Raw genomic sequence first — 12,717 nt, 5'->3', positions numbered from 1 at the left:
AAAAGGTATTGCAATAAAAAAGCCCTATGTAAGGAGAACATAGAGCTTGAATAAGGTATATATCTATTTATAGCTTGTATTTGATCAGCTTTAGTATTTCTATCATCATATCCGGTGTGAAGAGTTTCTTCTTACAATGCAGTATACGGCTTAGTATCTGTTGGTCTGTTTTTAGGTGCACTGCCAGCTCTGCTTGTGTTACTTTTTTAGATTCCATGTAGGTTTGTAACCCCTCTGCTATCACCTCATACATGTTACGTGGTGGTTTTTTAGACGCCAGTATCTCGTTGACGCTACCAGCACGAGCATACTTTAAAAACTTCTCTAAAAAAGCTTCTGTAAGTGGTGTCTCCCCATTAATAACTTTGGAGTAATAATACGGAGTCACTTTTATTCTTTCCGCCATTTCACCTTTGGTTGCAATGTTGCGTCGCTTCATGAGTATAGCAGCGGCTTGCTTTAATTGCAATGGCTTTACATCCTTTACATGTTTGGCTTTGGGTGGCATATCAGGAACTATTTGTTATAAAGATAGGTACTGACGCATGAAATAACAATATTTAATGTAAAATTGGTGTGTTAATTCTTGTTGTTTTTTTGTGAACTCTCTTATTTTTTGTTCTAAACCCCTTTACAATGCTTATTTGTAGGCTTGTTGTCAATGTCTTTTGGAATTTATATTGGTGAGAATGAAGCAGTTAATAAACGCTTGCAATAGGATAACTGTTGATTAATAATTTTAGAAAAATTAAATATTACCCAACCTTTCTGTGACAAAATACGCCTAGTATTTATATGAAATAAAATCATATTCCATGAAAAAAGCGCTCTATACTCTGCTCTTATTGGCCTTTTTTGCTCCATATGCCAATGCCAGTCACCTAGCTGGTGGAGAACTTAGGTATGAATATAACGGAACAAACTATACGGTCTTCCTTACTTTGTATGGAGACTGTACGGGGGTTAATATGCCCACATTTGTAATAGTTGATGTAGCCTCGGCGTCGAAAAGCTTGAGCGCACAGCTGACATTGCCACAAACGGCATTGGAGATCGTTACGCCCCCTTGCCCTACAGCACCTACAAAATGCCATAGCTCCAGTTCCGTAATACCAGGATACAGAGTGGCTAAATACAAAGCCACGATCAATATCCCTAACGTTCTTGCTGCAGACTGGAAGTTTTCTGTTTCGCTTAGCGCCAGAAATACGTCTAACAACTTAGCTTCGGGTGGCAACCTATATTTGGAGGCAACGTTGAACAATGTCAACGGTCATAACTCTACTCCATATATTCCTAATACTCCGTCTTTTTATATCACAACATCTACTACGCCTACGGTAGTGCCGTTACAAACCATAGACCCCGATGGAGATAGTATTGTCTACGACCGTGTAGCGCCAAAACTATCTGCTACGTCCAATGCTACTTATTCAGCAGGAGGGTTTAGCCCTACCAATCCTTTTGGTGCTAATGGTTTATATTCTATCAATGCCGCTAACCAAACCTATTCGGTAAGAGGCGGCATGCAAGGGTTCTTTGCCATGGCTTTCAAAGTAAGGGAATACAGGAATGGTAATCTGATAGGTTCTTATATAAGAGATTTTGGCATTGCTGTATTAGCAGCAAGCAGTAATAACGTCATCACTTATCCTATGATATCAGCAAGCAGTACCACAACGGTATATTCTTGCCCAAGTAGTATGGATACTGCATATACTTGGTTTATAGACCCTACCAGTACCGATACCGTTTTTGTTGAAGTGGACACGCCTGTAATAGCAGGGTGGACATTTAATAACAGTACTATGGCGGGCAGCCCTACAGGTAGTGCTACGGTATGGTGGTCAGCTCCAGCCAATCTTAATCCGTTGAACCTGCCATTTTTCTATATAGACCTTAAAGTGAAAGATAACGGATGCCCTATGACGGGTTTTGCTACCTATGCTATATTGGTAAAAACAAGACAATGCTCTGCGGATAGTGTATGGCCCGGCGATGCGAACAGTGATAATGTAGTAAACCTGCTCGATCCACTGGCTGTAGCTTTATCTTATAATAGCATTGGACCTTCAAGGCCAAACGCTTCTAATAATTGGGTAGCGCAATATGCTCCTGATTGGGGTAGTAATATACCATTGACATCGGTAAACAGAAAGCATGCGGATTGTAATGGAGATAGTATTGTAAACCTATCTGACCTTGCGCCGATAGTTGCCAATTATGGATTGACACACCCTAAAGGAAACTCCGCTAATAAAATCACAGGTGCTCCTGAAATATTCTTTGACCTGAGTAGTACGCCTTTGGTAGCAGGGTTTAATGTATCTGTACCTATTAAGATGGGAACATCAGGAAACCAAATGAAAGATATCTATGGTTTTGCTGCGAGAGTAAAACTGGTAACATCTGTGCCGCTTAGCCCAATAGCTATAAATACAGCTACCAGCTGGATGGGTAATAGTACTAATACGCTCAACTTTAATAAAGATATTAGTAATACCGTTGTAGACTGGGCATATGCAAGAATAGATCATCAAAATGTGAGTGGTGATGGTACCATTGCAACGGTAGACTTCACTATTCCTACTAGCGTGATCGGAGGAGAGTCTATTGTGTTCAGTTTTGAAAATCCGATACTAATAGATAAAGATGGTAAGCCGATAACGCTTTACAACATGTCAGATACAACAGGTATTATTCAAATACAACAATCGGTAGCCAATGTAGCGGGAGCAGTAAGCAATGCATATGTAGTGCCTAACCCTTCAGGCAATACAGCAAGCCTGCACTTACAACTGGCAGAGCAAGATGAATTGGTAGTAAATGTTGTAGACGTTACTGGTAAATTAATATGGACGGAAAGCCGCATGGTTGATGCAGGAAATAATCAGATAGCATTGCCTGCTACGCAGATAGCAAGTGGTGTATACTTTATACATATACAAGGTGCAGGTGGCCATGATTATAAAGTGAAGTGGGTAAAACAATAATTTAAAGACTAGCCGTATCGCCCTATATAAATATGACACAGCCTCTTTATTAGAGGCTGTTTTTTTTACAAAGTTTATTTTTTGTTTAAACAGTTCTGTGTATACAATTAGTTATTGCATACACTGCAAGGTCTTTAGTAATAGGTTGCTCTCCTCTTCGGTAAAGATGAACTGCAGGCTGCGGTAGAAAGTAGTGTTTTCAGGGCTGTTGTCTGTGCCATACCCGTTATACTTAGTGAGCATATATATAGGCGTGTTCATTATCTTGTTCTGTAGTTGTTGGTTGGGGCTAATGCTTCTTTTTTTGCCACCATTATCTACATCTGCTACCTCCATTTGTCCTTTGAGTAATAGAAATACATCAGAAAAATTGTAAGGGCTATAACGGGGTTCATCCCATCGGTATGTAGTGGTGTCTCCTACAAAGCGCAATTCATAATAACTTTTTTTAGGAGCACCCTTTAAAGCATTAGATAGTATGTAACAGTTTAAGTAAGTTTTATCTGTTTCTTTTACGAGCCACCAAAACCAAGAGTCAGCATAGGTTTCATCCTCATTGTTCACCACCTCTCTACGTATTACATGGCCTATTGTTACTGTAGTAAGGGTGTCGTATTGTTTATTAAGCCTTTCTATGGCTTCTTGCTTCTGATTGTTTTTTGCCGCGTTGAAAAAATAGGTCTTTACGCCGTGCAAGTCATAGAGATTCATGTATTCTACAGGTACTACTACAGGCCATGTCAGGGTATCACAACTCTGCGCCATAGCAACTGATGGTAGTATAATAAGCAGTATGGTAAAATGTAGACTACGAAACACAATACAAATATAGTATTGTGTTTCATCAATTAGTTATTACAATATGTTTAAGGATTTCTCTTCTAATATTTTTCTGACTGGTAGGTGATGGTATATGTAGTGTTACCTACAGTGCGAGTACGTTGTATACTAATAGAATCGTGCTTGGGTAGGTAAAGTAATGTGACGGTGTCATTGCTACCGGTACCTGTATATTGGTAATGTTCTCCTACTCGCTGGTCTAATTGTAGCTCTATAGGGTCTATGGCTTCTACATTTTGATTAGGAGGTAATGTTAACTTATTGTCGTTCGATACTGTAATAGGATAGTTGTCTATATCTTCTGCTATAGGTGTAGTAGTGCTACCTGTCTTTTTACTACCACTCAGGTGCCATTTCTTTATTTTTTGCATTCGGGTAGCACCTAGCGAAATGTGTATTTGTTTCGTTACATGTATTGTGGTATCAGCAGCTTTAGCTAGCACAACGTAGAAGGTGCCAGTGTCTCTAAATTTATGTGTGCCGGTACGGTTATAGCTGTGGTAGCCATCACTAAAACTCCAGTATACAGGAAGGCTTTCGTGCTGGTTGGAGTTGAAATATAGATACTCGTACACATACCCTTTACCTTGCATCCAAAAGTCTAAAGTGCCTTTTACCGTAGATGCATCGGGTTCATTTTTCTTACAGGCACTAAATATAGCTAAGATGATGAAGGATAGGATAAGGGCAATACGTTTCATTTTATGTCTGTTAGGCGTTGTGTGTATTATTATATAACAGAAATAAAAGTAAGTTTATTTTGTGTAGTTTCTATAAAATGGAGAGTTTGTTGGTTATTTCTTCATCGATTTCACCGACTTGGTCCAAGCTGCTACAATTTCGTTCTGTATTTTTTTGTCTTCACTATTTATAGTTACCTCAAATATTTTTCCGTCTACTAGTCTGTAATAAGAATTGTATAGTCCCACTACTTGCCCTTGTCCATCTGTTACCACATAGTCCAAGTATTGGAATTTTTTGCCTTCAACAGTCTTTTCGCCATCTTTAAAAGTGGTTGTCAAGTCTATTTGATTTACATTGGCTTCAATGTTTCTTTTCAGAAAACCTATGTAGTTCTTTATGGTGTTGTCGTCAGCCTTTGGGGTAGGGTGTAGCGATGCCTTGAATAAATTCTTTTTTTTGTCTTTTTGTAATACCAGTATTTGATTGTTCTTTTTATCTACCTCAACTTCTTCCCAACTGGCAGGTATGGCAAACTTCCAGCCTAAAGCCTTGTTCTTATATATGGCTGCTTTTTTCGTCTTAATGTTTTTGCTAACCGTTTGCGCCTGTGCATTCGGGCTTAAGATCATTGTAGGTAGTATTATGGCTACCAGTATAGTTAAAAGTCTAGTCATAGTATTTATTATCAAGCAACAAATGTACCGTTTTATTGCCCGTGTTATTTATTAGGCTTTCTATAACAATGTTAAAACTCGTGTTTTATGGCTTTACTGTGGCAATAGATCGTTGCCACAGGTCTTGCAGTAGTTGCTTGTCTTGCTCATTGGTGCAAATGATACTTGCGCCAAAGTTGAGCGTGTCTAGCATCGTAGAATAGGTGATGTATTCATAATAACCACCATTAGGCGCTTGTACTTTTAGTGTAGCAATGTAAAATGTTTTCTGGTTTATCTCCTTTTGTCTGAAAGTGGAATCTACAGTATAGTCATCATAACCGCTTAGTGGTTCGGTATATTGTGCATACTGTTGATCCAGTATTGCTTTAAGCGCCACTTTATGATCCGTTACATTACCGCTTATAAAGGCATATAGTGAGTTAGCTTGTTTGCCTTCTTCTTTGTTCATCCCAAATATGATCTTGTTGGCATCGCTATCTTCTTCTTTGTCGTGCTCATAAAACTGTTGAGAGGCATAGGTCTTATGTCTTAGCTCGTCATCGTTGAGTATATACCATTTTTGGGGAGTGTTTATTTGCCAGTTCAGCGGTTGGTAGGTGAATATCATTTCTCCATTTGCACCTTCGGTAATACTGCTATCACTATTACTGCAACCTGCTATGGTAATGGCAGCTAATATAAAAACTAGAAAGGTTCTCATTCTTCTTCTGTTTTCAGTTCGCAACGTACATCTTTATAAAACTCTCCTGTTGGGTAGCCCATGTTTTTCTGACGGCATTCAAATGCCGCGGTCTCTTTAGTGCTTGTGTTTAAAGTGATTTTTGCCACTTCTTTGTCATTGTTCCCTTTATCTATACACAGGCAGGTGTACTCTTTACTGCCGCCGCACGCAGCTAGTAGTAGAAGAATTGTTATGGATAACAAGTATTTCATCATGCGGCTAAAATAAGAAACCCCACCGATAAACGGTGGGGTGCATTCTGGTTACTAACCCGAAAATATTTACACAGTTATTTCAAAACGCTTTGGTGGTGGCATCTCCCAGTCTATTTTACGTTTTACCAACCATAGTTCTTTTATCTCGCTACGGTGTAGGGCAAATTGTGGATAGAACTCTTCATTATCACTAATGCATACAAATATCTCGTTGCCTTCTTTTCGGTAAAGACGTTTTACCATAATACGATCTTCTGTCACTACTACATATATATAGAACTGTGCCGTACTGTTCCAGTATTCTGGCTCTACAGATTCGCCCACTACATGGAAGCCTTCTTTAAGAGTAGGTTCCATACTATCACCGCTCACCTCAAATACACGATATTTATCTCCACGATAAGGCATGTTGGGTATGTTCATTACCTCTAGCTCGTCTACAAATTTTGGGTCTAGGTAGTGTTTGCTATAGCCAGCCTGTGCCATAATAGGTACTACGCTCAATCCATTTTCTACATTAAGCCCAAGTGCTTTTTGCAAACGCAGCTCATCGCCTGTAGTGTGTGTGCTATGCTGGTAGTGCTCAGCAGGGTTGTTGTAGGCGCCGCCAAATAGTTGGTCGGTAGTAATGCCCATTGCTTTTGCAGCTCTGAGCTTTATGGTTTCGTCCAGTTTTTCTTTTTTGAAGTTGTAATAGAGTGTGCTGCGTGGTATGCCTAGCGCCTCTGCCAGGCCGTGTACGCCCATTTTACTCATCCTTGCGGCGTTTTGTAATGCCTCTCCTTGATGTATTTGCATAGTGCTATGTATTATAATAAATAATATTTTAAAATAAATTTGTACAATTGTTCATAGTTTGTACATTTGTTTAACAATGGTAATAAATAATGCAGCTTGTTGCACAAATGTATAAAAAATATTAAACACTAACAACTATGAGTAAAACATTTTTCTATAACCGATCGTGAACTAAGATGCAGGCTACCAGAGTGGTATGCAGGCAATAGATTACCTCACCCAAATGAAGACAATATGAATAGTAAAAGAGAAAAGCAGCTAGGAATAAGGAATACAGCCCGTGAGTTAGGGGCAAAAAAAATGCCCACTGTAGACACAAGCGGGCGTTTCAAAACAAAAAATAAAAAATACGATACAAAGATAACAAAAAACTTAATAATAGAAGACTTTAGAACAGGGTTGTTAAACATCAGTGTCGACTGGTATTGGAATAACGCCACAGAAGCCGAAGCACTTTTTTTGTGCAAACCTTGTTTTGAGCAATGGCTGAATGATACGGGAAGGCTGGATTGGTGCAAAGAGTCGATAGACTACTCCGGCGAATATGTTCAGGATGTCAGCACTTTGTTATCGGAAGATTATTGGGATCATGCAGATTTTGAAGTGAAGCTAAAAGATTTAAAAGCCTACATACTGCAAGAACAACTAGTGTAGTGACCAGGCACAATTTTTTAAACAACTAAAAATTATATAAAGATGATGAACAACGAAATGTATTACGAGCAAGTAAAAAGATGGATAGACAGCTATCGCGATGCGGGACCTCTTTCTTGGTTGCGCCGTTTTGTAGACAATAGCCAACAACCCGAAGAGGTGAAGCAAAGACTCTACAGAGAGATCGACCGTAAGATAGCTTGCCTGAACAAAACACCTTGGTTTGCTAAATGGAATGATGACATCAGATATTTAATGGATCAGAACGGCTACCCTGAAGTGTTTACTACTCGCTATAGTGCGGTGAACAAGATCATTCAACTACGCAAGTATGGTTTTGATGTGCGACTGATAAAAGGTTCTGCTTTTTTCAGGATCCAATTGATACAGTCAGCCCCTATAGATGAGCATCAACCGTTGGATGTGCTTACTGCACATTCGCTGGTAGCTTAAACCTTAGCTAAGCCTATCACCCAAAGCTGTACTTATAACCTTATTATCACGAAAATGACTTACTGCTTGCTTCTCCCTCACAGAGGCGATGCAGTGGGTACAATAATTTGCTATGAAGAAATATTTATTGGTAACGGCCGTACCTAGTGCTGACGAAACATTTGCAGGAGCATTGGGTATTACCAAAGACCGAGAAGACAGGATCAACGAACTTTTAGACCAGAGCCACGAAGCAACCAATACTTATCCCGATGCACTAGCAGTGTTGTCGGTAAAGTTGAAAACGGCTAATGAACTGGCTTATGCTTCTTTTCATTTAGGGGCATTTGCCGAGAGCAAAAGATTAAAACAGGAACTCGTAGAAAAATTATTAAGCTAATGAAGACTACCCCGAAAGGGAAGTATAAAAAACACACACTTATGGATATTCTATCATCTCTGGTAATTAATGGAGACATCGGCCGGCTGACAACGGCACAAAAAATAAACTATTACAAACAAGTATGCGATAAGTTGGGGTTAGACCCACTATCGCAACCCTTTAAAATATTAAGGCTGAGGGGAAAGGAAATTCTCTATTGCGATAGAGGTGGTGCACAGCAACTGAACAAGCTGCATAAAGTGAGCCACGAAATAAAAATGCGTGAGGTGACCAATGGTTGCTATGTAGTAACAGCTAAGGCCAATACCAAGGAAGGAAGGCATACGGAAAGTATTGGTGCGGTGCCTATACACAATCTGCAAGGGGCGCAGTTGTGTAATGCGATGATGAAGGCAGAAACAAAAGCTAAGCGCAGGGCTACATTAGACCTTCTTGGGCTGGGCATGCTAGACGAGAGTGAAACAGATCTGATGAATGATGCAGAGCCAATATCATTTGAGCTGAATACTACAGAGGAAGTGACTGAAGGAGGTGTTCCCGAATCGATACTGCTAGGCACGCATGGATTGAAGAAGCGGGTAGCTGTTTGTACTAGTGAAGAGGACTTGTTGCAACTGTATCAAGACAATGCAGCGCGTGTAGAACAACTACCGGAACTGAAGGCGGCATTCACGGAAAAGAAAAAAGAGTTGCGACAAAGAATAGCCGCATAGGTTTTTAAAACCACTGCTCTGAGGTGCGTATGGCAGCCTGCATGATCAGGAAGCCGAATAGGAACTCAAAAAGCAGTTTGGTGATGCGGTAGGTAAGTTCTTTTTCCTGATAGCGAAGCAACAGCAATACAGGAACGCTGAAGAGGAAATGGACAAACACCCACAGTATGCCAACGTCAAAAAAAGTATAAAATGAATTGCGAAAGCAATACACTATAAAAGACAAAAGAAACAAAAGTAGATACCCTGCAACAGCTCTGCTGATCAGCTGTAAGCGTTTTTGGGTTAGCGCGGGGCTCGATCGGAGTTTGGTTAACGGGTAGCTGCTTTTGCCTAGTTGCAATAGTAAGAAGTAGAGTATTGCTACGGCAAATATGCTGAGCAATAGCGGCAGCAAAGAAAATAGAAAGTAGACAATACTCATAGTTGTGTAGTAGACTCCTAAGATAGCGATTATGAAATACTATCAATAAAAAAGCCCTCCTGAAAAGAAGGGCTGCCCGTAAGGGCGGGGTTATTAACAACAAAAACAGATATAACTAGAGTACAGCATTATGATTAAAAATGAACGAAAAGAATATCGCGAAGTAGATACAACCGCTCAACAGGTTGAGCAGGAAGTAACGGGTATAACTTTTATTACGCCTACGCAAATACCACGCGCCGGCTGCCCCCAGCGTACTCAAGAGCGCGTGGCTAATGCAGTAGGTGTTCATCATATAAGTAGTTTGCTCGGGTATTATAAAGTAGAGCAAAACCAAAAACACGAAAGAGATAATTGGGTAGTATATGAGTATGTGCAAGGTTCTCATCTCCCAATGCGGTAAACGAGCTTTGGCACTTAGTGTGCTGTAGTGAGATAGGTTGTAACAGATGGCGGCACCACTAAGTATAAAGGGTGCTGCAAGCATCATTAAAACGATCATTGTTGTTATGAATCCTATCATCTCCATCTTACTAAGTAGTAAAACAAAAACGATACCAAGTCTGTATTTCTATAAGCTATCGGGCTTTTTTTATAAAGAATTGTACAGAGCGATGACAAAACCAAACCCTATAATAATTACCAGTTAAAAAAAAGATCACCAGATGAACAAAAAAGAAAGCTATTGGTTTGCCCACGACAGCAATGCCCGTAGCGATGCGAAGATAATAGCCATGATGCAGCAGTATGGGATGGAAGGGTATGGCAGATGGTGGGTGCTGCTAGAGCGCCTGCGCAAAGAGCAAAACTATAAGTATAACATCAATACCAAATTTGCCTACAACGTGCTGGCACAAGAGCTATGCTGTAGCAATGAGGGAGCAAAAAAATTTATCGCGGCTTGTATAGAAGAGTATGAGCTGTTGCAAACAGATGGAGTAAGCATATGGTCTACCGGGCTGAATGCAAGAATGGAACATCTGGATAGGAAGCGAGCTATAATGAGCGAGCGCGGGCGAAAGGGAGCAGCAGTAACCAATGCCAAACGCGCTATTGCCAAACAAAACAAACAAGGGGATAAGAGCGCGAAACAAACAAAAAAACAACCGTCTGCGCCATCGGTAGGTGCGGTAGTCATTAGCCTGGAAGGGAAGGAAGTATCTGCTGCCAAAGAACAACTTCTCGAAAAGCTAAGGCAAAATGCACTTGCTGATGAGCGGCGGTTTGTTTACCCCTATTGTGCAGGCGGGCTGGAGAAAGAAGAGCTGGCAGCATGGTTGGGAGCGTTCAACAAGCACCTGTCTTTTATAGGCGATGTGGTGAAGACCGAGAAAGATTACCGTACCCATTTTGCGGCGTGGTTCAAGTTTAGAGATGTGGCCAACCAGCGCCCCGAAGACTATTCGCCTATACCTAAAAATGTAGCCCTACCCAAGGTTGTGCCTGTAGCCAAGTTTATGAAAACACCTGCACAGCTGGCGGCAGAGCGTCAAAGAAAAAGCTTATTGAAAAAACAAGGATAAACACACACCAACATGAAAGCACAAAGACAAATAGCCTATCGTATTCAAAGAGATTTTGACCCCGAGCTGGAACAGTCGGTACTGGGCGTATGCCTCATAGAGCCCCGCGCCTTTAGTAGTGTGTATAGCCTGCTTACCGACGAGTGCTTTCATGTGCCTGAACACCTCTTGGTCTTCAAAGCTATAGAAGAAGTGTGGGAGCATGGTGCGCCTGTAGATCTGCTCACCGTTGCACGCAAGCTCAATGATAAGGGAACTGCCGTAATAGGCGGTACGCACCCTGCTGACTATCTGTTGAGGTTCACCGCTACAGTAGTGTCTTCGGCACACCTGCAACACTGGTGCCTGCTACTGCGCGAGCTGGCTGCCAAGCGTATGATGATAGCCTTGCAAAACAATGCCTACGATGAGGCTATGGATGTGCTGGAAGCTGCCGAAGAGATACAAAAGGCGTTACAAAAAGCACTAGAGGTGCGCACTACCAACGACTGGATAGATGCCTCAACGGCTGCCATACGCCTTAGCGACCATATGGACGAGGTGCAGGGGCAAGAGCTCATAGGCATCTCCACCACCTTTGCCAGTGTAGACAGAGAGAACGGTGGCTTGCGCAAAGGGCAGCTGGTGGTGTTAGGGGCGCGCCCGTCGGTGGGCAAGAGTGCGCTGATGGGCAGCATTGCCACACAAGCAGCACGCAGGGGCTACAAGGTGGGCATCATATCGTTGGAGATGCCGGCACAAGATATCTTCGGGCGGATGGTGAGTAGCGAGAGCCGTGTGCCCTTTGCTGATATAGACCGTGGTCGGGTGCAGGAAAATGCAGAACGTACCGCCGTGTACAATGGTATGAACCAACTGGCAGGGCTGCCCATCTATTTTAGCGATGCGGCACAGGTCACCATTTTTGATATACGCGCCAAGGCAGAGCAGCTAAAAAGAACACATGGGTTGGATATGCTCATCATCGACTATCTGCAACTGATAGAAGAGGTGGAGGGCTCGCGGAGTAGGGAGCAGGCAGTATCGCAAATAAGCCGAGGACTGAAGATGATAGCCATGAACCTACAGATACCCGTGCTGGCACTCTCGCAGCTGAACCGTGAGAGTGAGCACCGTGCCAACAAACAGCCCAGCATGGCTGACCTGCGCGAGAGTGGTGCCATAGAGCAGGATGCAGATATTATAATGCTGCTGCACCGCGACTGGCGCGTGGGCAAGTATGAAGACGAGCAGGGTAATAGCACCGAGCACCAAGCCGACCTGCTGATACCCAAATGGCGCAACGGCACTACCATGAACTTGAAACTACATTTTGATGCAGAGCTGATGCGCTTTACCGAATGGCAGGATAATGAATGGGAGTTGCGGGCGTAGCGTATTAAAAGTAGATATAAGAAAGACCATCAATAACAAAAGCCCCCAGAAGGAGGCTTTGTCACTATATGATTGTCAACTCTTAGTATTTGATAGTAGGTTTAACTATCGGTTATAAATGTACAAAACAGAAAAATGCTTATGGGTTAAAATCTCCTAAAAATGTTTTAATCTCTTGTACATCAAACTGATAAAGCTTTGGCATCAACATCTTGGGTGTTTTGCCTTGTTGTTGCGTGTATCTACGTGAAAAGCAACTTGTAATT

The 12,717-nt window shown here is 41.7% G+C and carries 17 protein-coding genes; 9 read left to right on the top strand and 8 right to left on the bottom strand.

Annotated elements, in window-relative coordinates; all coding sequences use genetic code 11:
- Positions 1-67 precede the first annotated feature (67 nt).
- Positions 68-508, bottom strand: a complete 441-nt coding sequence (locus R2800_15070) for a helix-turn-helix transcriptional regulator (GenBank protein MEZ5018380.1) — start codon at positions 506-508, stop codon at positions 68-70.
- Between the two features lie 307 nt (positions 509-815).
- Here R2800_15070 and R2800_15065 point away from each other — a divergent pair, with 307 nt between their 5' ends.
- Positions 816-2,993 carry a T9SS type A sorting domain-containing protein gene (locus R2800_15065; protein ID MEZ5018379.1) on the top strand — a complete coding sequence of 726 codons (2,178 nt, stop codon included), beginning with the start codon at positions 816-818 and terminating at the stop codon, positions 2,991-2,993.
- A 111-nt stretch (positions 2,994-3,104) separates the two neighbouring features.
- Here R2800_15065 and R2800_15060 read toward each other — a convergent pair whose 3' ends face one another.
- The 6 genes from R2800_15060 to R2800_15035 all read right to left on the bottom strand — a co-directional run bounded on the left by R2800_15060 (position 3,105) and on the right by R2800_15035 (position 6,928).
- Positions 3,105-3,812: a hypothetical protein gene (locus R2800_15060; GenBank protein MEZ5018378.1), complete on the bottom strand. Its 708-nt coding sequence runs from the start codon at positions 3,810-3,812 to the stop codon at positions 3,105-3,107.
- Between the two features lie 62 nt (positions 3,813-3,874).
- Positions 3,875-4,534, bottom strand: a complete 660-nt coding sequence (locus tag R2800_15055) for a hypothetical protein (protein MEZ5018377.1) — start codon at positions 4,532-4,534, stop codon at positions 3,875-3,877.
- Positions 4,535-4,627: 93 nt separating this feature from the next.
- Positions 4,628-5,191 (bottom strand): hypothetical protein, encoded by a 564-nt coding sequence (locus R2800_15050; protein ID MEZ5018376.1) that lies wholly within the window; start codon positions 5,189-5,191, stop codon positions 4,628-4,630.
- Between the two features lie 85 nt (positions 5,192-5,276).
- On the bottom strand, positions 5,277-5,894 hold the full coding sequence (locus tag R2800_15045) for a hypothetical protein (protein ID MEZ5018375.1): 618 nt from the start codon (positions 5,892-5,894) through the stop codon (positions 5,277-5,279).
- Positions 5,891-6,130, bottom strand: a complete 240-nt coding sequence (locus tag R2800_15040) for a hypothetical protein (protein ID MEZ5018374.1) — start codon at positions 6,128-6,130, stop codon at positions 5,891-5,893. The genes R2800_15045 and R2800_15040 overlap by 4 nt, the downstream gene beginning before the upstream one ends.
- Before the next feature lie 66 nt (positions 6,131-6,196).
- Positions 6,197-6,928, bottom strand: a complete 732-nt coding sequence (locus R2800_15035) for a S24 family peptidase (GenBank protein MEZ5018373.1) — start codon at positions 6,926-6,928, stop codon at positions 6,197-6,199.
- A 234-nt stretch (positions 6,929-7,162) separates the two neighbouring features.
- Here R2800_15035 and R2800_15030 point away from each other — a divergent pair, with 234 nt between their 5' ends.
- The 4 genes from R2800_15030 to R2800_15015 all read left to right on the top strand — a co-directional run bounded on the left by R2800_15030 (position 7,163) and on the right by R2800_15015 (position 9,130).
- Entirely contained in the window at positions 7,163-7,582 is a 420-nt protein-coding gene (locus R2800_15030) for a hypothetical protein (protein ID MEZ5018372.1), read from the top strand.
- Positions 7,583-7,624: 42 nt separating this feature from the next.
- Entirely contained in the window at positions 7,625-8,035 is a 411-nt protein-coding gene (locus tag R2800_15025; GenBank protein MEZ5018371.1) for a hypothetical protein, read from the top strand.
- Positions 8,036-8,147: 112 nt separating this feature from the next.
- Positions 8,148-8,414 (top strand): hypothetical protein, encoded by a 267-nt coding sequence (locus R2800_15020; protein ID MEZ5018370.1) that lies wholly within the window; start codon positions 8,148-8,150, stop codon positions 8,412-8,414.
- Complete coding sequence (locus tag R2800_15015; GenBank protein MEZ5018369.1) at positions 8,414-9,130, top strand: hypothetical protein; 717 nt, start codon at positions 8,414-8,416, stop codon at positions 9,128-9,130. The genes R2800_15020 and R2800_15015 overlap by 1 nt, the downstream gene beginning before the upstream one ends.
- 4 nt (positions 9,131-9,134) lie before the next feature.
- Here the strand turns inward: R2800_15015 and R2800_15010 are convergent, their stop codons facing one another.
- Positions 9,135-9,554, bottom strand: coding sequence for a hypothetical protein (locus R2800_15010; protein MEZ5018368.1), 420 nt, complete (start codon positions 9,552-9,554; stop codon positions 9,135-9,137).
- Positions 9,555-9,684: 130 nt separating this feature from the next.
- Between R2800_15010 and R2800_15005 the strand changes: the two genes are divergently transcribed.
- From R2800_15005 to R2800_14990, 4 genes are read left to right on the top strand one after another with little or no spacing between them, the layout of a single operon-like run.
- Positions 9,685-9,957: a hypothetical protein gene (locus R2800_15005; protein ID MEZ5018367.1), complete on the top strand. Its 273-nt coding sequence runs from the start codon at positions 9,685-9,687 to the stop codon at positions 9,955-9,957.
- Between the two features lie 46 nt (positions 9,958-10,003).
- Positions 10,004-10,204, top strand: coding sequence for a hypothetical protein (locus R2800_15000; protein ID MEZ5018366.1), 201 nt, complete (start codon positions 10,004-10,006; stop codon positions 10,202-10,204).
- Positions 10,205-10,219: 15 nt separating this feature from the next.
- A complete protein-coding gene (locus tag R2800_14995) occupies positions 10,220-11,077 on the top strand; it encodes a DUF4373 domain-containing protein (protein MEZ5018365.1) in 858 nt (285 codons plus the stop codon).
- A gap of 12 nt (positions 11,078-11,089) precedes the next feature.
- Positions 11,090-12,451 carry a replicative DNA helicase gene (locus tag R2800_14990; GenBank protein ID MEZ5018364.1) on the top strand — a complete coding sequence of 454 codons (1,362 nt, stop codon included), beginning with the start codon at positions 11,090-11,092 and terminating at the stop codon, positions 12,449-12,451.
- The last annotated feature ends 266 nt before the right edge of the window (positions 12,452-12,717 follow it).

The organism is Flavipsychrobacter sp. (genome assembly GCA_041392855.1).
Taxonomy (GTDB): domain Bacteria; phylum Bacteroidota; class Bacteroidia; order Chitinophagales; family Chitinophagaceae; genus UBA5543.
Note: the sequence above shows the minus strand (reverse complement) of the source record. Positions and strands in the feature narration are given on the sequence as shown.

Coding starts and splice junctions, on each gene's coding strand:
- R2800_15070 (MEZ5018380.1), bottom strand. CDS start 508: ATGCCACCCAAAGCCAAACATGTAAAGGATGTAAAGCCATTGCAATTA.
- R2800_15065 (MEZ5018379.1), top strand. CDS start 816: ATGAAAAAAGCGCTCTATACTCTGCTCTTATTGGCCTTTTTTGCTCCA.
- R2800_15055 (MEZ5018377.1), bottom strand. CDS start 4,534: ATGAAACGTATTGCCCTTATCCTATCCTTCATCATCTTAGCTATATTT.
- R2800_15050 (MEZ5018376.1), bottom strand. CDS start 5,191: ATGACTAGACTTTTAACTATACTGGTAGCCATAATACTACCTACAATG.
- R2800_15045 (MEZ5018375.1), bottom strand. CDS start 5,894: ATGAGAACCTTTCTAGTTTTTATATTAGCTGCCATTACCATAGCAGGT.
- R2800_15040 (MEZ5018374.1), bottom strand. CDS start 6,130: ATGATGAAATACTTGTTATCCATAACAATTCTTCTACTACTAGCTGCG.
- R2800_15035 (MEZ5018373.1), bottom strand. CDS start 6,928: ATGCAAATACATCAAGGAGAGGCATTACAAAACGCCGCAAGGATGAGT.
- R2800_15030 (MEZ5018372.1), top strand. CDS start 7,163: ATGAATAGTAAAAGAGAAAAGCAGCTAGGAATAAGGAATACAGCCCGT.
- R2800_15025 (MEZ5018371.1), top strand. CDS start 7,625: ATGATGAACAACGAAATGTATTACGAGCAAGTAAAAAGATGGATAGAC.
- R2800_15020 (MEZ5018370.1), top strand. CDS start 8,148: ATGAAGAAATATTTATTGGTAACGGCCGTACCTAGTGCTGACGAAACA.
- R2800_15015 (MEZ5018369.1), top strand. CDS start 8,414: ATGAAGACTACCCCGAAAGGGAAGTATAAAAAACACACACTTATGGAT.
- R2800_15010 (MEZ5018368.1), bottom strand. CDS start 9,554: ATGAGTATTGTCTACTTTCTATTTTCTTTGCTGCCGCTATTGCTCAGC.
- R2800_15005 (MEZ5018367.1), top strand. CDS start 9,685: ATGATTAAAAATGAACGAAAAGAATATCGCGAAGTAGATACAACCGCT.
- R2800_15000 (MEZ5018366.1), top strand. CDS start 10,004: ATGGCGGCACCACTAAGTATAAAGGGTGCTGCAAGCATCATTAAAACG.
- R2800_14995 (MEZ5018365.1), top strand. CDS start 10,220: ATGAACAAAAAAGAAAGCTATTGGTTTGCCCACGACAGCAATGCCCGT.
- R2800_14990 (MEZ5018364.1), top strand. CDS start 11,090: ATGAAAGCACAAAGACAAATAGCCTATCGTATTCAAAGAGATTTTGAC.